This is a genomic window from Streptomyces sp. a15 (genome assembly GCF_059026085.1).
Window position 1 is genome coordinate 1 of sequence record NZ_JBWLKM010000099.1, and the last position, 21,176, is coordinate 21,176.

A 21,176-nucleotide genomic window follows, 5' to 3' on the forward strand; every position below is an offset into this window, starting at 1 on the left:
TGGTCCTGTGGAGCAGTTTGGAGTGCTCGCCACCCTGTCAAGGTGGAGGCCGCGGGTTCAAATCCCGTCAGGACCGCAGTGAAGTAAGCAAGAGAGCCCGGATCTTCGGATCCGGGCTCTCTTGCGTCCTCGGCGCCCTTGACGGCGTCACTTTCGCTCGGTACCCAGAAACCAGGGCCCCGTTTTCCGTGCGGCCCCTTGGAGGTGGGGTATGGCGGCATCGACCAGGCACGAGACTCGGGCGCTGCTCCGTGCCCATCTGGCGGCCGCTTCCTCCTATCGCCACCTGACGCGTCATTGCCCGATCTGCCATCGCCTGCTGCGACTGGCGATGGACGGCGCCCCACGCACCGCCCAGACGCCCGAGAAGGCCGTCGAGGACGAGAGTCCCTCCGGTGCGTGACCGTGACGCGGCCCCAACACCCGCTCCGCTGCGGGGCGATGGAAGCTGTGCCTCCTCTAGCGCACATGAGCCAGGGGCAACAAGGACTCTGGCATGTGACGGGTGTCACTGCATGAGTTTCTGAAACCGCGGTACTTACGCCTCACATACAACTGGTCAATTTAATATGTGCAATTGCACCAGCGTCAGGGCGTGCCCACAGGAGATCCGACAGCCCTCCCCAGAGTCCGACAAGCCCGCTCACAGAGCCGCCCCGTAGGCCACGCCGCACCCACACACGTACACACACACGCGCACAAAAAGATCGCGCTGGACTCGGCGGAGTCCAGCGCGATCGACGACGCACCCTGTCACTGCTTGGGAAGCCCGGAGGGGCCTGGGCGTGGGCTCTGTTGGGGCAGAACCCGCGTCGCTTGGAGCCAAGGGTCCGGGCGCCGCGGCATGTTGGGGGACCTGCCGGTTTTGCCCGGTTATTCAGTTGTTAGGCCTCGCTGCGCTGCTGCGGGATGCCCGCGAGCAGAGCGCGGACCTCAGCCTCGCGGTATCGGCGGTGACCGCCGAGCGTACGGATCGAAGTGAGCTTGCCGGCCTTCGCCCACCGCGTGACCGTCTTCGGGTCGACGCGGAACATCGTGGCGACCTCAGCCGGGGTCAGCAGCGGCTCGGCATCAGGGGTGCGAGCGGTCATGAGCGGCCTCCTCGGGAGAACCGAACCTTCTCGGTTCTTTCCTCTAAATTCTGCACCTTGACCCGCGTTGCCCGAAATGGCGGACGCGAGTCGAGTCGGTTATAGGACGAACGGCTTGTCCTCGGCACTACAACTACACCATCCGTCCAGCCGCGTCGGCCAAACCGATGGAATTGCCCCTCCAGGTGTTCATCAGCGACGGAAGCCGATGGACCATGCCATAGCGGACAGTCACGCCACTGTGACGATCAGTCACAGGACGATCAGGAGTCATCAGACCCCCCTAAGCACATGCAATGCTGAGATTCCGCCCGTACTACAGCAGAACGGGACGGACGGAGTTCCCCCGGACTCCTTGTCCTATTTTGGCATGAGGAGGGGCAAGGGACGCAAGGGCCGCGTACGTGCGGTCCGTCACGCTTGGCATCAAACGCCCCGGATCGGGACCTACGTCCCTTGTTGACGAAACCTCAGGACATACCGAGGAGAAACCTCGGTCCGAGGACGAAACCCCAAAACGGGCGTCAGGTCAAACGTCAGTTCGTTACCTGCGTCACCTGAGTGACCTGAACCACGCTCAGTTCGCCGAGCGCCGGTCCCGGACCGACCGCCACCGCTCCACGAGCCGCGCGTACGCCTCGCCCGCCGCGACCCCGTCACCGCTGCGCAGCGCCGCGATGCCCTCGGCCACATCGGCCGCCGAGTGGTCGTCCTCCAGCTCGCCGGCCGGCAGGGTGTGCACCAGGCCGCCGTAGTCCAGCTCCACCAGCGAGCGCGGGTGGAACTCCTCCAGCCAGCGCCCGACGTCCACCAGGCCGTCGATCAGCGGCCCCTCGTCGATGGCCTCCTTGAGCGCCCTGAGGCCCCGCGCGACCCGGCGCCGGGCCTGCACCATCGGCGTCCGGTAGCGCAGCATCGGGGGAACCTCGCCGGAGCCCTTGTCGAAGCGCCGCTCCTCGTCGGAGACCAGCACGAACCAGTTGAGCGGCACCTGCCAGGTCGCCGTGCGGATCCAGGGCCGGGCGTCCGGATTGCGGGCCAGCCAGCGCTCGTAGTCCTTGGCCGCCTGCTGCCGCACGACCTCCGGCAGCACCGCTTCCAGGACCGGCCTCGGCAGCTCCTCGCCGAGCTCCGCCAGAGCCTGCCAGCCGCGCAGCCGGGTGCGCCACGGGCACACGCACACCACCCCGTCGACCTCCAGCACGAACGCGTCGCCGCTCTCGTGCACCGGCACCGCAATGGGCGGGGTGGGCAGCAAGTCGGCCAGGGAACGGCGGAGTTCGTCCTGGTACGAGGGACGGTCGGGGCGGCGGGCGTAGCGCGCCCAGTGGCCGCGCTCCGGCTCCGGGAAGGCGGCCAGCGGCTCGTACACGCGCAGATAGGTGGCGTACGGGACGATCAACGAGGACACCTTGGGCACGCCTGCTCCCTCCCCCGCCGTCTGCCAGGAAAACCTGCGAAACCCGCACACAAACGAGCGGGAAAACTATGCAAATCGTCGCACGGACGCACCCGGCGAGCAGGTGATCCTGAGCACTGCGCGCTGACCGGGGCTCCCAGGCTCTAATCTCATGCTCACAGCCCCCGCCACCCGTACGGGAGCCGGTCTCCACCCGCCGCTACTTACTTCAGGAGTCACCACAGTGACCGACGTAACCGGCGCACCTGCTGATGTACTGCACACCCTGTTCCACTCGGATCAGGGCGGTCATGAGCAAGTCGTGCTCTGCCAGGACCGTGCCAGCGGTCTCAAGGCCGTCATCGCCCTCCACTCCACCGCCCTGGGCCCCGCGCTCGGCGGTACGCGCTTCTACCCGTACGCGAGCGAGGCGGAGGCCGTCGCCGACGCGCTGAACCTCGCCCGCGGGATGTCGTACAAGAACGCCATGGCCGGTCTCGACCACGGCGGCGGCAAGGCCGTGATCATCGGCGACCCGGACCGGGACAAGACCGAGGAGCTGCTTCTCGCGTACGGCCGGTTCGTCGCCTCGCTCGGCGGCCGCTACGTCACCGCCTGCGACGTCGGTACGTACGTCGCCGACATGGACGTCGTGGCGCGCGAGTGCCGCTGGACGACCGGACGCTCGCCCGAGAACGGCGGCGCCGGGGACTCCTCCGTCCTCACCGCCTTCGGCGTCTACCAGGGCATGCGCGCCTCCGCGCAGCATCTGTGGGGCGATCCGTTGCTGCGCGGCCGCCGGGTCGGCATCGCGGGCGTCGGAAAGGTCGGGCACCACCTGGTGGAGCACCTGCGCGCCGAGGGCGCCGAGATCGTGATCACGGACGTGCGCGAGGAGGCCGTACGCCGGATCCTCGGCCGGCACCCGGAGGGTGTGACGGCCGTGGCCGACACGGACGCGCTGATCCGGGTGGACGGGCTCGACATCTACGCCCCGTGCGCGCTGGGCGGGGCCCTCGACGACGACACCGTGCCGGTGCTGACCGCCCGCATCGTCTGCGGCGCCGCCAACAACCAGCTCGCCCACCCGGGCGTGGAGAAGGACCTCGCCGACCGCGGGATCCTCTACGCACCGGACTACGTGGTGAACGCCGGCGGTGTCATCCAGGTCGCCGACGAACTGCACGGGTTCGACTTCGAGCGGTGCAGGGCGAAGGCCGCGAAGATCTACGACACCACGTTGGCCATATTCGCACGTGCGAAGGCGGATGGGATTCCGCCGGCCGCCGCGGCCGACCGGATCGCCGAGCAGCGGATGCACGAGGCGGCCGCGGCCCGCCGGACGCGGTGACCCGCCAGGCGCACTCGCAGGTTTGACCGGTACCCGTCGGCGCACACTTAGAGAGAACTCTCACGTTCGTCGGCGGGTCGGCCGTGGATAAGTGGTTAAAATCGCGGTTGACCAGCGAGGACAGGGCACCTCGCGGGTTCTGGGTCCGGGCACGTCCTGCGGGCGACGTACCGTATGGGCGCGGGCTCAGGTACCGTGGAAGCCCTACGGACGGGTCTCTCCATGGAGAGCCCGTTCCAGATCATGAACGCGTGTCAAGACTCTGGGGCCGCCGGGCCCCATCACCGAGGGGGTCGAGCCATGGGGCGCGGCCGGGCCAAGGCCAAGCAGACGAAGGTCGCCCGCCAGCTGAAGTACAACAGCGGCGGGACAGACCTGTCGCGTCTGGCCAGCGAGCTGGGCGCTTCGACTTCGAATCAACCGCCGAATGGCGAGCCGTTCGAGGACGACGACGAGGAAGACGACCCGTACGCCCAGTACGCGGATCTGTACAACGACAACGAGGACGAGGACGACGAGTCCGGTCCTACGTCTCAACGCCGCGGCGCTTGACGATTCAGCTCTGCATCACCCGGTCCAGCGGTTACCACCGCCGGACCGGGTTTTGCTCTGCCCTCGTCAGGCGGCGTGGTCACCGACCAGCTCCGCACCCGTGGTGTGGTCGCCGCGGTCCGTGATCTCGCCGGCCACCCAGGCCTCGACCCCGCGGTCGGCCAGGGTCGTCAGGGCCACGTCCGCCGACTCCTCCGGCAGGATCGCGATCATGCCGACGCCCATGTTCAGGGTCTTCTCCAGCTCCAGGCGTTCGACGTCACCCGTCCTGCCGACGAGGTCGAACACCGGGGCCGGAGTCCAGGTGGAGCGGTCCACGATCGCGTGCAGGCCGTCGGGGATGACGCGGGCCAGGTTGGCGGCGAGTCCGCCACCGGTGACGTGTGAGAAGGCGTGCACCTCGGCGGTGCGGGTCAGCGCCAGGCAGTCCAGCGAGTAGATCTTGGTGGGCTCCAGGAGCTCCTCGCCCAGCGTGCGGCCGAACTCCTCGATGTGCGCGTCCAGGGACAGACCGGCCTGGTTCAGCAGCACATGCCGGACGAGCGAGTACCCGTTCGAGTGAAGTCCGGAGGCCGCCATGGCGATGACGGCGTCACCCTTACGGATGCGATCCGGGCCGAGGAGGCGGTCGGCCTCCACCACGCCCGTACCGGCACCGGCGACGTCGAAGTCGTCCGGGCCTAGCAGACCGGGGTGCTCGGCCGTCTCGCCGCCGACCAGGGCGCAACCGGCCAGGACACAGCCCTCGGCGATGCCCTTGACGATGGCGGCGACCCGCTCGGGGTGGACCTTGCCGACGCAGATGTAGTCGGTCATGAACAGCGGCTCGGCGCCGCACACCACGATGTCGTCCATGACCATCGCGACCAGGTCGTGGCCGACGGTGTCGTAGACGCCCAGCTGGCGCGCGATGTCGACCTTCGTGCCGACGCCGTCGGTGGCGGAGGCGAGGAGGGGACGCTCGTAGCGCTTGAGGGCGGACGCGTCGAAGAGGCCGGCGAAACCGCCGAGGCCGCCGAGGACCTCGGGGCGCTGCGTCTTCTTCACCCACTCCTTCATCAGCTCGACGGCGCGGTCGCCCGCTTCGATGTCGACACCTGCTGTTTTGTAAGAGGCAGCTGCGTGGCCGGCGCCGCCCTGGGCACTGGGGGTCTCAGGCATGACGATGAGAACTTTCGTGTCGTACTGCAGGGAGGACGGGCCGGCTACGGGCGACGGATCGCGTCGGCCGCGGCCGTGGCGGCGGGCCCGGCGGCCAGCTCGGTCTCCAGGAGCTGCTTGCCGAGCAGCTCGGGATCCGGGAGTGCCATCGGGTACTCGCCGTCGAAGCAGGCGCGGCAGAGGTTCGGCTTGGCGATGGTGGTCGCCTCGATCATGCCGTCGAGGGAGATGTACGCCAGGGAGTCGGCGCCCAGGGAGGTGCCGATCTCGTCGATGGTCATGCCGTTGGCGATGAGCTCGGCGCGGGTCGCGAAATCGATGCCGAAGAAGCACGGCCACTTCACGGGCGGCGAGGAGATCCGGATGTGGACCTCGGCGGCGCCCGCCTCGCGGAGCATGCGGACCAGGGCCCGCTGGGTGTTGCCGCGCACGATCGAGTCGTCGACGACGACCAGGCGCTTGCCCTTGATGACTTCCTTCAGCGGGTTCAGCTTCAGGCGGATGCCCAGCTGACGGATGGTCTGGGAGGGCTGGATGAACGTACGGCCGACGTACGCGTTCTTCACCAGACCGGCACCGAAGGGGATGCCGGAGGCCTCCGCGTAGCCGATGGCGGCCGGGGTGCCGGACTCCGGAGTCGCTATGACCAGGTCGGCCTCGGCAGGGGCTTCCTTGGCGAGCTTGCGGCCCATCTCCACGCGGGAGAGGTACACGTTCCGGCCGGCGATGTCGGTGTCGGGGCGGGCCAGGTACACGTACTCGAAGACACAGCCCTTGGGCTTCGCTTCCGCGAATCGGGACGTGCGCAGACCGTTCTCGTCGATCGCGATGAACTCGCCCGGCTCTATCTCGCGGACATAGGCCGCGCCGCAGATGTCGAGGGCGGCGGACTCGGAGGCGACGACCCAGCCGCGCTCCAGGCGGCCGAGGACCAGCGGGCGGATGCCCTGCGGGTCACGGGCGGCGTAGAGGGTGTGCTCGTCCATGAAGACGAGCGAGAAGGCTCCCTTGACCTGCGGGAGGATCCGGGCGGATGCCTCTTCGATGGTCAGCGGCTTGCCGTCGTCGTCGACCTGGGCCGCGAGCAGCGCGGTGAGCAGGTCGGTGTCGTTGGTGGCGGCCACCCGGGTGGAACGGCCGTTGGTGTCCTTGGGGAGGTCGGCGACCATCTCGGCGAGCTGCGCCGTGTTGACCAGGTTGCCGTTGTGGCCGAGCGCGATGGAACCGTGCGCGGTGGCACGGAACGTCGGCTGGGCGTTCTCCCAGGTGGAGGCACCAGTGGTCGAGTAGCGGGCGTGACCGACCGCGAGGTGACCCTGGAGCGAACCGAGCGAGGTCTCGTCGAAGACCTGGGAAACGAGGCCCATGTCCTTGAAGACGAGGATCTGGGAGCCGTTGCTGACCGCGATTCCCGCGGATTCCTGGCCCCGATGCTGGAGGGCGTAGAGCCCGAAGTACGTGAGCTTGGCGACCTCTTCGCCCGGAGCCCAGACACCGAAGACGCCGCAAGCGTCCTGGGGGCCCTTCTCACCGGGGAGCAGGTCGTGGTTGAGTCGTCCGTCACCACGTGGCACGTACCCGAGTGTAGGCGAGGTCGACCACTGGTCCGAATTGGGGAATCCCCGGCCCTGAGCTGCGGTAAAGGATCACTTGTCCGCGACCGCGGTGACGACCGCGTCGTTTTCGCTGGTCAGCGTGAGAGTTCGATGATCCAGTTCGTAACTTACGGTGCTGCCGAAGAGGCGGAGCAGGTCCTTCTCCACGTTCATGAGTGAGGCGTCGCACATCATTCGGGTCGTGGACGGAGCGCCGAGGGTGATATGTCCGTCGCTGACCGTCGCCTTGGCGTTCACCTTGTTGCAGCCGAGGCTGCCGGAGACCTTGCCGGTCTTCTTGTCGAAGGTGAGGTGCGCCTTGCTCTGGGACGCGGGTGAGGTGACCTGCCATTTCGTGCCGTAGAGGGAGGCATCGGCCGCCTTGGTGAGGTGGACGCGGTCGCCAGCCTCGGTCGTGAGGGTCAGCCGGTCGTCCTTGACCTCGGTCTTCAGGGCGCCGTCCGCGAGGGTGCGGGCGAGGGTCCGCTCGAAGTCCATGGGTTTGTCCTCGCAGGCCATCTCGGTGGTCATGGCATCGCTGAGTTCGATGCTGTCGCCCTCGACGGCCGCCTTGGCGTTGAAGTGGTTGCAGCCGTAGTTGCCGGCCGCCTTGCCGTCGGCGATCTCGACGTGCGCGTCGGAGGGGGACTGGTGGGTGGTGCCGTCGACGGTGACGCTGTCGACGCTCCAGTGGACGCCGGTGATGGGCGGGGCGGCGCCGACCGATCCACCGCCGGCCTTCTCGTCGCCGCAGGCTGCCGCCAGGGGGACGAGAGCGAGGGCGGTCACGGTGAGGGTGAGTCGCTGCTTCTGCCTGTACATGCCGATTCGACGGGGCGGGTGGGGTGGTTGGTTCCCTCTGTTCCCGTCTCAGGTATTCCCGCCCCAGGCAATCTCGCCCCAGGTATTCCCGCCTCAGATGAGGAGCGGCAGCAGTCCGCCCAGGTCCGCCCGCTCCCCGCTCGCGCTGACCTTCGCCTCGTCGAGCGCGTCCTTCCAGCTCACGCGCCCGGTGGCGAGGCGGATCCAGGTCAGCGGGTCGGTCTCGACGACGTTCGGCGGGGTGCCGCGGGTGTGCCGGGGCCCCTCGACGCACTGGACGACGGCGTACGGCGGGATCCGCACCTCGGTGGAACCGCCGGGGGCCTTCGCGGCGAGCGTGTCGGCGAGGAGGCGGGTGGCGGCGGCGAGGGCCTGCCGGTCGTACGGGATGTCGAGGCCGGGGACGGCGTCGTTCAGGTCGTCGGTGTGGACGACGAGTTCGACGGTACGGGTGACCAGGTAGTCGTCGAGCGACAGGGCACCCGCGCTGGTGGCGAGCAGCCGGGTGCCGAGGTTCTCTGCGATGCGGGCGGTGAAGCGCCGCTCCACGTCGGCGAGGTGGGCGGCGAGGTCCGGGTTCCGCTCGGCGAGGTCCCGGGCGTGACCGGCGATGTCCGGCGCGTCGGCGCCGATGGCGTGCGGCCAGTCGAGGAGCACGCCGTTCTGCTTCGGCGGTTCGGGCTCGTCGAGCAGTCGTACGACGGCCCCGAGGGCCATGCCGATGTGCGCGGCCAGATCCCGTACGGTCCAGTCCCCGAGCCGGGTGGGCAGTGCGGCCTGCTCGGGGGTGAGGGTGCCGACGGCTTCCCGTACGTTCCCGAACTGGGCCAGGACCGCGGTGCGGATCTTGGCGGGGTCGTAGGTGCGGGCGCGCTTCTTGGCCGGGGGCATGACGATCAGCCTAGGCGGACTGGGGTGCCGGGCACAGGTGCGCGTAGAGGGCGTACGCCAGGACCAGCGACCAGCCCCTCGGTCAGTGCACCGTGCTGCCAGTCGTGGACGTGAATCCCTGCCAGCACATGTCAGGAGGTGAAGGTCACTCCCTCCGGGAACTCCAGGTCCGTGCACGCGCGGCGGGCGGCGACATCGGTGACGTACGCCCTGAAGAGGCGTTCGAAGTGCGGGGCGGCGGCGCGGGCGTAGACGTATCTCAGCCGCAGGACGTGGACGGCGGGCTCGCCGTCGCAGACGGACGTGGCCCACCACGTCGGGTTGCTGTCGTCCTCGGCGACGAGGCTGCCGGCCGTGCCCGCGGCGACGGGTGCGTCGCTGCTGTCCCGGAAGCCCGCGCTGCCGAAGTAGACGTTGGGCTCGTCCTGGCCGTAGAAGGTCTGGAGGTCGGCCCACCACGCCTCGTCGGGATCGCCGGTGGGCGCGTCGCCGTCGTCGATGCCCTCGGTGCCGGCGTAGGCCGCGTCGAACAGGGTGCGGGCCCGGTCGGTGGACAGCCGTAGGGCGCACCGTTCGCGCCAGGCGTGCGCGTCGGCCGGGGCGCCCATCGCCTCGTCCGGCAGCCAGAGTTGCTCGCGCGAGGGCGACTCCAGGCGGGCGTACCAGGCACAGGTGCCGTCGGCCCGGCCGGCGGCGGTGAAGTCCGGGACCGCCGGGAGGTCGGCGGAGGGCTCGGGCAGGCGGTCGGAGCAACCGAACGTCTCCGCCACCCTGTTGCCCGCGCTCACCGCGATGGACGCCATCCGTCGGCGGTCCCCCTCGCTCGGCGTGCGACCGTCGAACGACCACAGCCCGGCATACGCGGCCGTCGCCGTCACCTCGACGTTCTTCACCGGGCTCCCCCGGTACGTCCCGCCCTCACAGGCGAGCCGGACCGTGGTCGCGGAGGGCACCGCCAGGCCCGACACACCTGAGCCGACCGGCACCTCCAGCCGCTGCCACCGCTCGGGGAGCTCCGACCCGGGGGTGGAGACGATGTTGGTCTGCCCGCCGCCCGGACCGGCGTCGACCCGCAGGGTCAGCAGTGGTGTCCCCCTCCGGTCCCCGTCCGCCGAGTTCGAGAGCGTGCAGGACGACGGCAGGTCGTCCAGGTCGAGCGCTTCGCGCTGCCGCAGGTCCCGCCCGGCGTGGTCGATGTCCCGCACCACACCCACCGACACGAGGTCCGCGCACCCCTGAGAGACCTCGCGGTACGTCCGCCACTCGCCCCACAGCACACTGCCGCCGAAGCCGATCCCCGCGACGGAGGCCAGACACAGCAGGACGTTGACGGGCTTGCGTATCCTCGCCGGGACTTCCACCGAGCTTCTTTCCCCCGTGTTCACCAACTGACCGACACCCGGCAGAAGTTAACACGCGTGAAGGCCCCGGCCGTCGGAACGGTCGGGGCCTTCACGGCCGTACAGCCGAAGGGAATTTACGCCAGCAGAGCCGGGATGGTCCCCTCGTGAGCCTCGCGCAGCTCCTCCAGCGACAGCTCGAACTCGCCCTGGAGCTCGACGCAGTCGCCGTCGACGACACCGATGCGGGTGACGGGCAGACCCCGCGCCCCGCACATGTCGTTGAAGCGGACCTCTTCGGAGCGGGGAACGGCCACGACGGCGCGGCCGGCCGACTCCGAGAAGAGGAGGGTGAAGGCGTCGAGCCCGTCCGGTACGACCAGACGCGCGCCCTTGCCGCCGAGCAGCGCCGACTCCACGACCGCCTGGATCAGACCGCCGTCGGACAGGTCGTGCGCGGAGTCGATCATGCCGTCGCGGGAAGCGGAGATCAGGATCTCGGCGAGCAGGCGCTCGCGCTCCAGGTCGACCTTCGGGGGCAGGCCGCCGAGGTGGTCGTGGATCACCTGCGACCAGGCCGAACCGCCGAACTCCTCGCGGGTGTCGCCGAGGAGGTAGAGCAGCTGGCCCTCCTCCTGGAAGGCGACCGGCGTGCGGCGGGCCACGTCGTCGATGACGCCCAGGACCGCGACCACCGGGGTCGGGTGGATCGCCACCTCGCCGGTCTGGTTGTAGAGGGAGACGTTGCCGCCGGTCACCGGGGTGCCGAGCTGCTGACAGGCGTCGGCCAGTCCACGGATCGCCTCCGCGAACTGCCACATCACCGCCGGGTCCTCGGGCGAGCCGAAGTTCAGGCAGTCGGAGACGGCGAGGGGCTTGGCGCCGGTCGTTGCCACGTTGCGGTACGCCTCCGACAGCGCCAGCTGCGCGCCCGCGTACGGGTCCAGCTTCGCGTACCGGCCGTTGCCGTCCGTCGCGATGGCGACGCCGAGGCCGGTCTCCTCGTCGATGCGGATCATCCCGGAGTCCTCGGGCTGGGCCAGCACCGTGTTGCCCTGCACGAAGTGGTCGTATTGGGAGGTGATCCAGGACTTGGAGGCCTGGTTCGGGGACGACACCAGCTTCAGGACCTGGTCCTTCAGCTCTTCGCTCGAAGAAGGCCGCGGGAGCTTGTTCGCGTCGTCCGCCTGGAGCGCGTCCTGCCAGGACGGGCGGGCGTACGGGCGCTCGTACGTCGGACCCTCGTGTGCCACCGTGCGCGGGTCGACGTCGACGATCTTGCCGCCGTGCCAGTAGATCTCCAGACGGTCGCCGTCGGTGACCTCGCCGATCACCGTGGCGATGACGTCCCACTTGTCGCAGATCTCCAGGAACCGGTCGACCTTCCCCGGCTCGACGACCGCGCACATGCGCTCCTGCGACTCGCTCATGAGGATTTCCTCGGGCGAGAGAGTCGAGTCGCGCAGGGGCACGTCGTCCAGAGTCACGCGCATGCCGCCGGAGCCGTTGGAGGCCAGCTCGGACGTGGCGCAGGACAGGCCCGCCGCACCGAGGTCCTGGATGCCGACGACCAGCTTCTCCTTGAACGCCTCCAGAGTGCACTCGATGAGGAGCTTCTCCTGGAAGGGGTCACCGACCTGCACGGCCGGACGCTTCGACGGCTTTGCGTCGTCGAAGGTCTCGCTCGCCAGGATCGAGGCGCCGCCGATGCCGTCGCCGCCCGTGCGGGCCCCGTACAGGATGACCTTGTTGCCCGCGCCGGACGCCTTCGCGAGGTGGATGTCCTCGTGCCGCATGACGCCGATGGCACCGGCGTTGACCAGCGGGTTGCCCTGGTAGCAGGCGTCGAAGACGACCTCGCCGCCGATGTTCGGGAGGCCGAGGCAGTTGCCGTAACCGCCGATGCCGGCCACCACGCCCGGCAGGACGCGCTTGGTGTCCGGGTGGTCGGCCGCACCGAACCGCAGCGGGTCGACGACCGCGACCGGCCGGGCCCCCATCGCGATGATGTCGCGGACAATGCCGCCGACACCGGTCGCGGCGCCCTGGTACGGCTCCACGTACGACGGGTGGTTGTGCGACTCCACCTTGAAGGTGACCGCATAGCCCTGGCCGACGTCGACGACACCCGCGTTCTCGCCGATGCCCACGAGCAGGGCGTCGGACTGGGGGGCCTTCTCGCCGAACTGGCGCAGGTGCACCTTCGACGACTTGTACGAGCAGTGCTCGGACCACATGACGGAGTACATGGCGAGCTCGGCGCCGGTCGGGCGGCGGCCGAGGATCTCCACCACCCGCTCGTACTCGTCCTTCTTCAGGCCGAGTTCGGCCCAGGGCAGCTCGACGTCGGGGGTCGCGGTCGCGTGCTCGACCGTGTCCAGAGGCGTCCGGCTCATGCGTTGACCAGCTTCTTGAGGATCGAGGTGAAGAAGGGGAGGCCGTCGGTGCGGCCGGTGCCGATGAGCGGCTCCACGGCGTGCTCCGGGTGCGGCATCAGGCCTACGACGTTCCCGGCCTCGTTGCTGATGCCGGCGATGTCACGGAGCGAGCCGTTCGGGTTGAAGTCCATGTAACGGAACGCGACGCGGCCCTCGCCCTCCAGCTTGTCCAGTGTGTACTCGTCGGCGACGTACCGGCCGTCCATGTTCTTCAGCGGGATGTTGATCTCCTGGCCGGCCGAGTAGTCGGTGGTCCAGGCGGTGTCCGCGTTCTCCACCCGCAGCTTCTGGTCGCGGCAGATGAAGTGGAGGTGGTCGTTGCCGAGCATCCCGCCCGGGAGGAGGTGGGCCTCGGTGAGGATCTGGAAGCCGTTGCAGATGCCGAGGACCGGGAGGCCCGCCTTCGCCTGCTCGATGAGGGGCTCCATCACCGGCGAGAAGCGCGCGATGGCACCGGCGCGCAGATAGTCGCCGTAGGAGAAACCGCCGCACAGCACCACGGCGTCGACCTGGTGGAGGTCCTTGTCCTTGTGCCAGAGGGCGACCGGTTCGGCGCCCGCGAGGCGGATCGCGCGCTGAGTGTCCCGGTCGTCGAGGCTGCCCGGGAAAGTGACGACGCCGATACGAGCGGTCACTTCACGGCCTCCGCGACGTGCGCCTCGTTGTTGTCCACCCTGACAGTGAAGTCCTCGATGACGGTGTTGGCGAGGAAGGATTCCGCAAGATCGTGGATGCGGGCGAGCGTGGCCTCGTCGACCGGTCCGTCAACTTCCAGTTCGAATCGCTTTCCCTGACGTACGTCCGAGATGCCTTCGAAACCGAGCCGCGGCAGTGCGCGCTGCACCGCCTGGCCCTGGGGGTCGAGGATCTCCGGCTTGAGCATGACGTCGACTACGACGCGTGCCACTGGCACTCCCGGTGTTGTGGTGCTGAGCAGGTTCCTGCAGGTGTCTTCAGACTACCCGCACAAAATTTCTACGCGGGTAGAGTTGTAGGAAACTACGTGACGGCTGTCACGATCCGGTATCGGAAGGGTGCCTTCGCGAAAAGTTCAGGGAAAGATCCCGAATCGATGCGCCACATCTATTGCGCCGGGGACACGCGGACAGATTTAGTCGGGCTTCACAATGCAATGCCGGGCACTGTACAAATGAATTGGCAATAGCCGATACTTTGCCCAATAACAGGCGGACAGTCGGCATCTCCAGGACGTCCTGGCACGTCATCGCAGAGATGCCGCACGAAGGGACCGATATTCGTGGCGCAGCGTGTCGTGGTCACTCTCTTTGACGACATCGACGGCTCGGAAGCGGCGGAAACGATCGCCTTCGGACTCGACGGCAAGTCGTACGAGATCGACCTGAACCAGGTCAATGCCAAGAAACTGCGTGAGGCACTCGAGCCCTACGTGGAGGCCGGCCGCAAGCGGTCGAGGTCCGGCAAGGCGTACAAGCAGACGGAGGTCGCCCCCGACCCGGCGGCCGTCCGGGCCTGGGCCCAGGCCAACAAGATGGACGTCCCGGCGCGTGGGCGGATCCCGAAGAAGGTCTACGAGGCGTTCGCCGCCGCCCGCTGAGAGCGGCCGACACCTGGTCACCCGCCCCCCGGGAGAACCGACTTGCGCTGCACCCCTCCTGGTCAGCTAGAGTCTGGAGCACGCCGAGGGGCGAGGCCGAAAGGCCCGGCTCCGAAGTACACGCGGGTGTAGTTCAGTAGTAGAACATCCCCCTTCCAGGGGGAAGGCGCAGTGTGCAATTCCTGTCACCCGCTCTGCACCGCCGGCCCTGTCCCTCTTGTGGATCAGGTAGGATGGTGCACGCGCCGATCGGTGAGAGCCGGTCGGAGGCAATGCGGACGTAGCTCAGTTGGTAGAGCGCAACCTTGCCAAGGTTGAGGTCGCCAGTTCGAACCTGGTCGTCCGCTCCATGAAAAGGACCCTGGTCATCGACCGGGGTCTTTTTCGTGTGCCGCGTTCGCGGACCTGGCATGCGTCTGACATTTGTCATGCCGAGTGATGACAGCGCGCACTGCTGCCGGGCCGCCGGGCGCGGAACGCTGAAGGCATGGACACCGACGAAGACGAACGCGTGATTGAGGTCACTGACCTGCGGCGTGTGTACGGGGGCGGCTTCGAGGCGGTGCGCGGGATCTCCTTCTCCGTGCGCCGCGGCGAGGTCTTCGCCCTGCTGGGCACCAACGGGGCGGGCAAGACGTCCACGGTCGAGCTGCTGGAGGGGCTCGCGCGGCCGGCCGGGGGGCGGGTGCGGGTCCTCGGCCGTGATCCCTACGCCGAGCGGGCCGTCGTACGGCCTCGGACGGGTGTGATGTTGCAGGAGGGCGGGTTTCCGTCCGAGCTGACCGTCGCCGAGACCGCGCGGATGTGGGCCGGGTGCGTGAGCGGGGCGCGGCCCGAGGGGGAGGTGCTCGCGCTGGTCGGGCTCGAGCGCCGGGCGGGCGTACGGGTGAAGCAGTTGTCCGGGGGTGAGCGGCGGCGCCTGGACCTGGCGCTCGCGCTGCTCGGCGAGCCCGAGGTGCTGTTCCTCGACGAGCCGACGACCGGGCTGGACGCCGAAGGGCGCCGGGAGACCTGGGAGCTGGTGGGCGCGCTGCGCGACGGCGGTACGACCGTGCTGCTGACCACGCACTATCTGGAGGAGGCCGAGGATCTCGCCGACCGGCTCGCCATCCTGCACGAAGGGCGGATCGCGGCCGCGGGGACGCCGGCCGAGGTGACCGCCGCGCAGCCGTCCCGGATCTCCTTCGAGCTGCCCGACGGGTACTTCCTGGGCGACCTGCCGCCGCTCGGTCAGCTGGGAGTGTGCGGGCACGAGGCCGAGGGGAAGGTCGTACGGCTGCGGACCCGGGAGCTTCAGCGGACGGCCACCGGGGTGCTGGGATGGGCCGAGCGGGCCGGGATCGAGCTGCGGCGGCTCGATGTGCGGTCGGCGTCGCTGGAGGAGGCGTTCCTGGGGATCGCCCGCGAGGCCTCCTCCGAGGCCGTAGAGGAGTACGCGGCATGAGCGGGGCCGTCACCACTCCGGCGGGGCGCGTCGCGGCGCTCGCGCGGGCCGAGCTGACCCTGTTCGGGCGGAGCAAGGGCATGATCGTCACGGCGGTGTTCGTGCCGCTGGTCCTGCCGGTCAGTGCGCGGGCGGCGGTCCAGGACATGGACCTCGCCGGCTCCGGACTGAACGTCGGGCTGGTGGTGCTGCCCGGGGCCATCGGGTTCTCGCTGCTGTTCGCGGTGTACTCGGCGCTCGTGGGCGTCTTCGTCGGGCGGCGCGAGGAACTCGTCCTCAAGCGACTGCGCACCGGTGAGCCGCGGGACCGGGAGATCCTGGCCGGGGCCGCGCTGCCGGCCGTCGCGACAGGGCTGGTGCAGTGCCTGATCCTGGCGGTGGGCTGTTCCGTCCTGCTCGACGTGGCCGCCCCCGAAGCTCCGCAACTCGCGGTTGTGGGCGTCGGGTTGGGTCTGGTCATGTGTGCGGCACTGGCCGCCGTGACGGCGAGCTTCACGCGTACCGTGGAGAGCGCCCAGGTCACCTCGATGCCGCTGCTGATGGCCTCGGCGGTGGGCTCCGGGGTCGCCGTACCGCTGGAGCTGATGCCGGACCGGGTGGCATCGGTGCTGGAACTGCTGCCGCTGTCACCGGTGATGACGCTGGTGCGTGGCGGGTGGACCGGGGAGCTGTCGGCCTATGAGGCGGTGGGGCCGGTGATGACCGCACTGGCCTGGACCCTGTTGGGCGTGTTTGCTGTACGGCGGTGGTTCCGGTGGGAGCCGAGGCGCTGAGGGACGGGGGCATGGGCATGCGGGGACCGGCCGGGTGGTGGCGGGGCAAGAGCACGCCGGCGAAGGTCGAGGCGTACACGCGGTCGACGTTCCACTTCTTCGCGGTGCTGGAGATCGCGACGATCGGGCTCACCGGGTTCTGGCAGGTCGAGGCCTGGCTCGCGGGCTCGTTGCTGCTGATGGTGGGCGTGCACGGGGTGGTGTGCGCGGTGGCCGCGTCGCGGGCGCTGGACTGGACGCGCGGTCGGCGTGAACAGCCCGTACGGCTGCTGTGGACGCTCGGCGCGATCACCGCCGCGGTCGGCTGCGCGGCCCTCGCGATCGCGCAGCACGGCCCCGGCGGTGAGGATGTCGGCGGCGCGGCGGGCGGGGTCTTCGGGGTCGTCCTGATCTTCGGCGCCGGCACACTCGCGCTCGGCGTCCGCGACCGGCGGCAGGTGTACGCGCTCGTCGGGGTCTTCGGGGCCGGCGCCGGAGCCGTGTCACTCGCCCTGGGCACTCCCGGCGCCGCCGCGCTGGCCTCGACGCTGGCCGTGCTGTTCGGCTCCGCCGTCCTCGCCTTCACCTCCGTGTTCTCCGTCTGGCTCCTCAACGCCTTCTACGAACTCGACGAGGCCCGCGAGACCCGCGCCCGGCTCGCCGTCGCCGAGGAACGGCTGCGGTTCGGGCGCGACCTGCACGACGTGCTGGGGCGCAACCTCGCCGTGATCGCCCTCAAGAGCGAGCTGGCCGTGCAGCTGGCGCGGCGCGGGCGGACCGAGGCCGTGGAGCAGATGATCGAGGTGCAGCGGATCGCCCAGGAGTCGCAGCGCGAGGTGCGGGACGTCGTACGCGGGTACCGGGAGGCTGACCTCGGAGTCGAACTCGCCGGCGCGCACGGGGTGTTGACCGCCGCGGGGATCCGGTGCGAGGTGACGGGCGGTGAGCCGGCCGGGCTGCCGGGCGAGGTGGAGTCGGCGCTCGCGTGGGTGGTGCGGGAGACGACGACGAACGTACTGCGGCACGGGGACGCCGGGTGGTGTGCGGTGGGGGTCCGGGTCACGGACGGACGGGTGGTGCTGACGGTGGAGAACGACGGGGCGGCGTCGGCCCGCTCGGGTGCGGGCGGCTCGGGGCTGGCCGGGCTGCGGGAACGGCTGGCCGCGGTGGAGGGGACGCTGGAGGCGGGGCAGGTCGACGGGGGGCTGTTCCGGGTGGTGGCCGAGGTGCCGTTGGTCACGGCCGGTGCGAGTGAGGTCATGGCGTGACCCCTCCCGTACGCCTTCTGCTCGCCGACGACGAGCACCTCATCCGGGGTGCGCTCGCCGCGCTGCTCTCGCTGGAGGACGATCTCGTCGTCGTGGCCGAGGCGGCGACCGGGCCCGAGGCGCTGGCCATGGCCCGTGCCCACGCCCCCGATGTCGCCGTACTGGATCTGCAGATGCCCGGCGCGGACGGTGTGAAGGTCGCCACATCCCTGCGCGCCGAGCTGCCCGGCTGCCGGGTGCTGATCGTGACCGGTCACGGGCGGCCCGGGCATCTGAAGCGGGCCCTCGAGGCGGGTGTCCGGGGATTTGTACCGAAGACCGTCAGCGCGCAGCGGCTCGCGGAGATCATCCGCACGGTGCACGCCGGAAACCGTTACGTCGATCCCGAGTTGGCCGCCGACGCCATCTCCGCCGGCGACTCACCGCTGACCGCGCGGGAGGCCGAGGTCCTCGAGCTCGCCGCCGACGGGGCGCCCGTCGCGGAGATCGCCGAGCGGGCCGCGCTGTCGCAGGGAACCGTACGGAACTACCTGTCGTCGGCCGTCTCCAAGCTCGGGGCGGAGAACCGTCACACGGCGGTGCGGCTCGCACGCGAGCGAGGTTGGGTATAGTTGCTCTCGCGCCACGGCGCACTGCGGACGTAGCTCAGTTGGTAGAGCGCAACCTTGCCAAGGTTGAGGTCGCCAGTTCGAACCTGGTCGTCCGCTCTGAATCGGCCCCCCGGCCTCTGCCGGGGGGCTTCTTCGTGTCCTACGACCAGCTGGTGCCCGTCAGACGCTCGTACGCCTCCACGTACTTGGCGCGGGTCGCGGTCACGACCTGCTCGGGCAGCGGCGGCGGGGGCTGCTCGCTCTTCCGGTCCCAGCCGGACTCCGGCGAGGTGAGCCAGTCACGGACGTACTGCTTGTCGTACGACGGCTGCGCGCGGCCCGGCTGCCACTGGTCGGCCGGCCAGAAGCGGGAGGAGTCGGGGGTGAGGACCTCGTCGGCGATGACCAGGGTGTCGTTGTTCTCGAGACCGAACTCGAACTTCGTGTCCGCGAGGATGATCCCGCGGTCGCGGGCGATGTCCCGGCCGCGGGAGTAGACGGCGAGGGTCGCCTGGCGCAGCCGGGCGGCGGTGTCGGCGCCGACCTGGCGGGCGACCTCCTCGTAGGAGACGTTCTCGTCGTGCTCGCCGACCTCGGCCTTGGTGGCCGGGGTGAAGATCGGGGCGGGCAGTTCCGAGCCGTCGACCAGGCCTTCGGGGAGGGCGAGGCCGCAGACCGTACGGGACTCGTTGTACTCGACCAGGCCCGAGCCGGTGAGGTAGCCGCGGGCCACGGCCTCCACCGGGACCATCTGGAGGGACTTGCAGATCAGGGTGCGGCCGGCCCAGTCGGCGGGGGCGCCGGCGGGCAGGTCGGTGCTCAGGACGTGGTTGGGGACCAGGTCGGCGAGCTGGTCGAACCACCACAGGGAGAGCTGGGTGAGCACGCGGCCCTTGTCGGGGATCTCCGTCGGGAGCACCCAGTCGAAGGCGGAGATGCGGTCGCTGGCGACCATCACGAGGTCGCCCGCCTCGTTCTGGTACAGCTCGCGCACCTTGCCGGTGTGGAGGTGGACCAGGCCCGGAACCTGGAGCGGCTCGGGCTTTTCTACGAATCCGGACACGGTTCCTCCCCGTGGTGATGTCCAAGTGGCTCGATTCTCCCGTATGGCGAGGATCGGTCTTGGTCCGGGGTGTGTGGAGCGGGCATGGGCCGCGGTGGTGCGGCACGGTTCAGTCACGTTTGCAGATGCGGTCCAGAAGGTTCGCGGTGGCTCGCTGGACTCGGGGGTCGACGTGGCCGGGGCGGTCCAGTGACGGTGACCACGCGAACGTCCCGGATGCGAAGACCAGGGCGCCGGAGGGGGCGCGGTAGAGGGAGGTCTCCTGGTGGCGGAGGACTCCCTCGCTGTCGGCGTACGGGGAGTGGGCGAGCAGGATGCGGTCGTCGTGCTCGGGCAGCGGGGTGCGCGGGAAGTAGCGGTCGGCCTCGCCCGCCACCAGGCCCTCGATCTCGTCGCCCTCGTGCGCTCCGGTCGCCTCCCACATCCAGTGGTCGGCGTTGCGCACGATCAGGGGGTGGGGCTCGGGGACGCGGCCGGCGTACTGGATGCCGACCAGCTGCTGCTCAGGGCGGTCGATCTCGCGCCACAGCACGGGTTTGCCCGGCCCCCGGCGCTTTCGGCAGGTGAGCAGGCGGTCCGGGACGCCGGACGGGGACGGGCCCAACTCCACCTGCCAGTACATGGTGTTGGCCGACAGGAAGACCAGGCTCGTGCCGTGCTCGCGGGCGCGTTCCACGGTGCGGCGCATGTTCGTCGACCAGTACTCGTCGTGGCCGGGGAAGACCAGGCCGCGGTAGCGGGTGGGGTCGACATGGCCGGCGTGCAGGTCGCGGGCGTCGGCGTAGGCGAGGTCGTAGCCGTAGCGCTCGGCCCAGCGGATGAAGTCGTAGGCGTGGCCGACGTGGAGGGGGAGGCCGGCGCCCGCGTACGGACGGTCGAAGGAGATGGTCGTCGCGGCGTCGGCCTCGCCGAGCAGCCGGCCCTTCTCGTCCCAGGCGTGGTAGAGGCTGGCGCCGGTGCGGCCGTCCTCCGGATAGAGGTTGTACGCCTGCCAGGTGATGTCGGGCAGCAGGAGCAGCAGGTCGGCCGGGTGGTTGTCGCGGACGGTGAACGGGATGTGGGAGCGGTAGCCGTCGGCGGTGGTGAGGACGGCGACGTACGCGCCGATGCTCCAGTAGCTCGGGATCTGCAGGCGCCAGGACAGCCACCAGTGGTGGCAGGAGACCGTACGGTCCGCGGTCAGCGGCGGGGGCTGGACGATGCCCGACAGACGGGGGCTGGTGGTGATCTTCGCGGCGCCGTCACCGCCGTAGTGGCCGATGCGGTAGACGTCGACGGCGAACTCCTGGGGCGGGTCGACCGTGATGTGGAAGTCGACGGCCTCGCCGGGCGCGACCGCGCCCGTGGAGACGAAACCCTTGATCTGACGGCGGACGTCGTCGGCGGAGCGGGGCCCCGAGGCGGTTCGGGGAGCGGGCACCCTGGGGGCGCCGGCCTTCGGGCTGTGGGTGCTGTTGGTGCTGTGGGCGCTGTGGGCGCTGTGGGCGCTGTGGGCCGGATCCGCGTCCACGTACCAGGGGACGACCTGGCCGGTGTCGCCGAAGTACGTCTCGGTGCCGCGCAGCCAGGGGACCGGGCCCTGGCCGAAGGGGTCCGTCACGGCGTGCGCGAGTGCTCCCGACTCCCAGCGGCGGATCTGCTCCGACCCCATGGTGGCTCCCCTCCCTCGCGCCCCCGTACGCCTGTGTTGTGCCTGTCGTGCTGTGTCGTGCCTGTGTCGTGCCTGTCCTGTGGCGTAAGCCCTTGCCATGTGCTCGATCGGTTCCAGCACATCACATTACGCACCCAGACGGTCACTACTCGTTGCGAATTGGCCGTAAGTGGAATCGGGGGATCCGGTACA

20 protein-coding genes and 4 tRNA genes are annotated in these 21,176 nt (G+C 69.7%); 12 read left to right on the plus strand and 12 right to left on the minus strand.

All coding sequences use genetic code 11. The annotated features are described in order from the left end of the window. Position 1 precedes the first annotated feature (1 nt). Together AC5P09_RS45190 and AC5P09_RS45195 are read left to right on the plus strand one after the other, a co-directional pair. Positions 2-76 (plus strand) — tRNA-Asp (locus AC5P09_RS45190). Positions 77-211: 135 nt separating this feature from the next. After that, the gene (locus AC5P09_RS45195; RefSeq protein ID WP_493879512.1) at positions 212-403 is read left to right on the plus strand and encodes a DUF6274 family protein; all 192 of its coding nucleotides are present in this window, start codon (positions 212-214) and stop codon (positions 401-403) included. A gap of 481 nt (positions 404-884) precedes the next feature. Here the strand turns inward: AC5P09_RS45195 and bldC are convergent, their stop codons facing one another. Together bldC and AC5P09_RS45205 are read right to left on the minus strand one after the other, a co-directional pair. Beyond that, positions 885-1,091, minus strand: coding sequence for a developmental transcriptional regulator BldC (gene bldC, locus AC5P09_RS45200; protein ID WP_003949541.1), 207 nt, complete (start codon positions 1,089-1,091; stop codon positions 885-887). 577 nt (positions 1,092-1,668) lie between these two features. Further along, entirely contained in the window at positions 1,669-2,511 is an 843-nt protein-coding gene (locus AC5P09_RS45205) for a DUF8083 family protein (RefSeq protein WP_493879513.1), read from the minus strand. Positions 2,512-2,734: 223 nt separating this feature from the next. Here AC5P09_RS45205 and AC5P09_RS45210 point away from each other — a divergent pair, with 223 nt between their 5' ends. Both AC5P09_RS45210 and AC5P09_RS45215 read left to right on the plus strand, forming a co-directional pair. Next, entirely contained in the window at positions 2,735-3,841 is a 1,107-nt protein-coding gene (locus AC5P09_RS45210; protein ID WP_493879514.1) for a Leu/Phe/Val dehydrogenase, read from the plus strand. Between the two features lie 300 nt (positions 3,842-4,141). Continuing rightward, positions 4,142-4,393 carry a DUF3073 domain-containing protein gene (locus AC5P09_RS45215; protein WP_266437079.1) on the plus strand — a complete coding sequence of 84 codons (252 nt, stop codon included), beginning with the start codon at positions 4,142-4,144 and terminating at the stop codon, positions 4,391-4,393. Positions 4,394-4,459: 66 nt separating this feature from the next. On the opposite strand, the gene purM is transcribed toward AC5P09_RS45215, so the two are convergent. From purM to purS, 8 genes are all read right to left on the minus strand, one after another. Then, positions 4,460-5,554: a phosphoribosylformylglycinamidine cyclo-ligase gene (gene purM, locus AC5P09_RS45220; RefSeq protein WP_493879515.1), complete on the minus strand. Its 1,095-nt coding sequence runs from the start codon at positions 5,552-5,554 to the stop codon at positions 4,460-4,462. A 44-nt stretch (positions 5,555-5,598) separates the two neighbouring features. Then, positions 5,599-7,128 (minus strand): amidophosphoribosyltransferase, encoded by a 1,530-nt coding sequence (purF, locus tag AC5P09_RS45225; protein ID WP_493879516.1) that lies wholly within the window; start codon positions 7,126-7,128, stop codon positions 5,599-5,601. A 72-nt stretch (positions 7,129-7,200) separates the two neighbouring features. After that, positions 7,201-7,971 carry an META domain-containing protein gene (locus AC5P09_RS45230; protein WP_493879517.1) on the minus strand — a complete coding sequence of 257 codons (771 nt, stop codon included), beginning with the start codon at positions 7,969-7,971 and terminating at the stop codon, positions 7,201-7,203. 93 nt (positions 7,972-8,064) lie between these two features. Then, complete coding sequence (locus AC5P09_RS45235; protein WP_493879518.1) at positions 8,065-8,862, minus strand: maleylpyruvate isomerase family mycothiol-dependent enzyme; 798 nt, start codon at positions 8,860-8,862, stop codon at positions 8,065-8,067. A gap of 131 nt (positions 8,863-8,993) precedes the next feature. Next, positions 8,994-10,223 carry a hypothetical protein gene (locus tag AC5P09_RS45240; protein ID WP_493879519.1) on the minus strand — a complete coding sequence of 410 codons (1,230 nt, stop codon included), beginning with the start codon at positions 10,221-10,223 and terminating at the stop codon, positions 8,994-8,996. A 116-nt stretch (positions 10,224-10,339) separates the two neighbouring features. Further along, positions 10,340-12,598 (minus strand): phosphoribosylformylglycinamidine synthase subunit PurL, encoded by a 2,259-nt coding sequence (gene purL, locus AC5P09_RS45245; protein ID WP_493879520.1) that lies wholly within the window; start codon positions 12,596-12,598, stop codon positions 10,340-10,342. Beyond that, complete coding sequence (gene purQ, locus AC5P09_RS45250; RefSeq protein WP_493879521.1) at positions 12,595-13,275, minus strand: phosphoribosylformylglycinamidine synthase subunit PurQ; 681 nt, start codon at positions 13,273-13,275, stop codon at positions 12,595-12,597. The genes purL and purQ overlap by 4 nt, the downstream gene beginning before the upstream one ends. Then, entirely contained in the window at positions 13,272-13,547 is a 276-nt protein-coding gene (purS, locus tag AC5P09_RS45255) for a phosphoribosylformylglycinamidine synthase subunit PurS (protein WP_493879522.1), read from the minus strand. The genes purQ and purS overlap by 4 nt, the downstream gene beginning before the upstream one ends. Before the next feature lie 351 nt (positions 13,548-13,898). On the opposite strand from purS, the gene AC5P09_RS45260 reads away from it, so the two are divergent. The 8 genes from AC5P09_RS45260 to AC5P09_RS45295 all read left to right on the plus strand — a co-directional run bounded on the left by AC5P09_RS45260 (position 13,899) and on the right by AC5P09_RS45295 (position 18,387). Beyond that, positions 13,899-14,216, plus strand: coding sequence for a histone-like nucleoid-structuring protein Lsr2 (locus tag AC5P09_RS45260; RefSeq protein WP_266437059.1), 318 nt, complete (start codon positions 13,899-13,901; stop codon positions 14,214-14,216). Positions 14,217-14,338: 122 nt separating this feature from the next. After that, positions 14,339-14,410 (plus strand) — tRNA-Gly (locus AC5P09_RS45265). Positions 14,411-14,490: 80 nt separating this feature from the next. Further along, a tRNA-Gly gene (locus tag AC5P09_RS45270) sits at positions 14,491-14,566 on the plus strand. A gap of 137 nt (positions 14,567-14,703) precedes the next feature. Further along, positions 14,704-15,660 (plus strand): ABC transporter ATP-binding protein, encoded by a 957-nt coding sequence (locus AC5P09_RS45275; RefSeq protein WP_493879523.1) that lies wholly within the window; start codon positions 14,704-14,706, stop codon positions 15,658-15,660. After that, positions 15,657-16,433 carry an ABC transporter permease gene (locus AC5P09_RS45280; protein ID WP_493879524.1) on the plus strand — a complete coding sequence of 259 codons (777 nt, stop codon included), beginning with the start codon at positions 15,657-15,659 and terminating at the stop codon, positions 16,431-16,433. The genes AC5P09_RS45275 and AC5P09_RS45280 overlap by 4 nt, the downstream gene beginning before the upstream one ends. Before the next feature lie 17 nt (positions 16,434-16,450). Next, complete coding sequence (locus tag AC5P09_RS45285) at positions 16,451-17,680, plus strand: sensor histidine kinase (RefSeq protein WP_493879531.1); 1,230 nt, start codon at positions 16,451-16,453, stop codon at positions 17,678-17,680. Then, positions 17,677-18,291, plus strand: coding sequence for a response regulator (locus AC5P09_RS45290; RefSeq protein WP_493879525.1), 615 nt, complete (start codon positions 17,677-17,679; stop codon positions 18,289-18,291). Before AC5P09_RS45285 ends, AC5P09_RS45290 begins: the two co-directional genes overlap by 4 nt. A 23-nt stretch (positions 18,292-18,314) precedes the next feature. After that, a tRNA-Gly gene (locus AC5P09_RS45295) sits at positions 18,315-18,387 on the plus strand. Positions 18,388-18,430: 43 nt separating this feature from the next. On the opposite strand, the gene AC5P09_RS45300 is transcribed toward AC5P09_RS45295, so the two are convergent. Beyond that, on the minus strand, positions 18,431-19,333 hold the full coding sequence (locus AC5P09_RS45300) for a phosphoribosylaminoimidazolesuccinocarboxamide synthase (RefSeq protein WP_493879526.1): 903 nt from the start codon (positions 19,331-19,333) through the stop codon (positions 18,431-18,433). A gap of 109 nt (positions 19,334-19,442) precedes the next feature. Continuing rightward, on the minus strand, positions 19,443-20,984 hold the full coding sequence (locus tag AC5P09_RS45305) for a N,N-dimethylformamidase beta subunit family domain-containing protein (protein ID WP_493879527.1): 1,542 nt from the start codon (positions 20,982-20,984) through the stop codon (positions 19,443-19,445). Between the last annotated feature and the right edge of the window lie 192 nt (positions 20,985-21,176).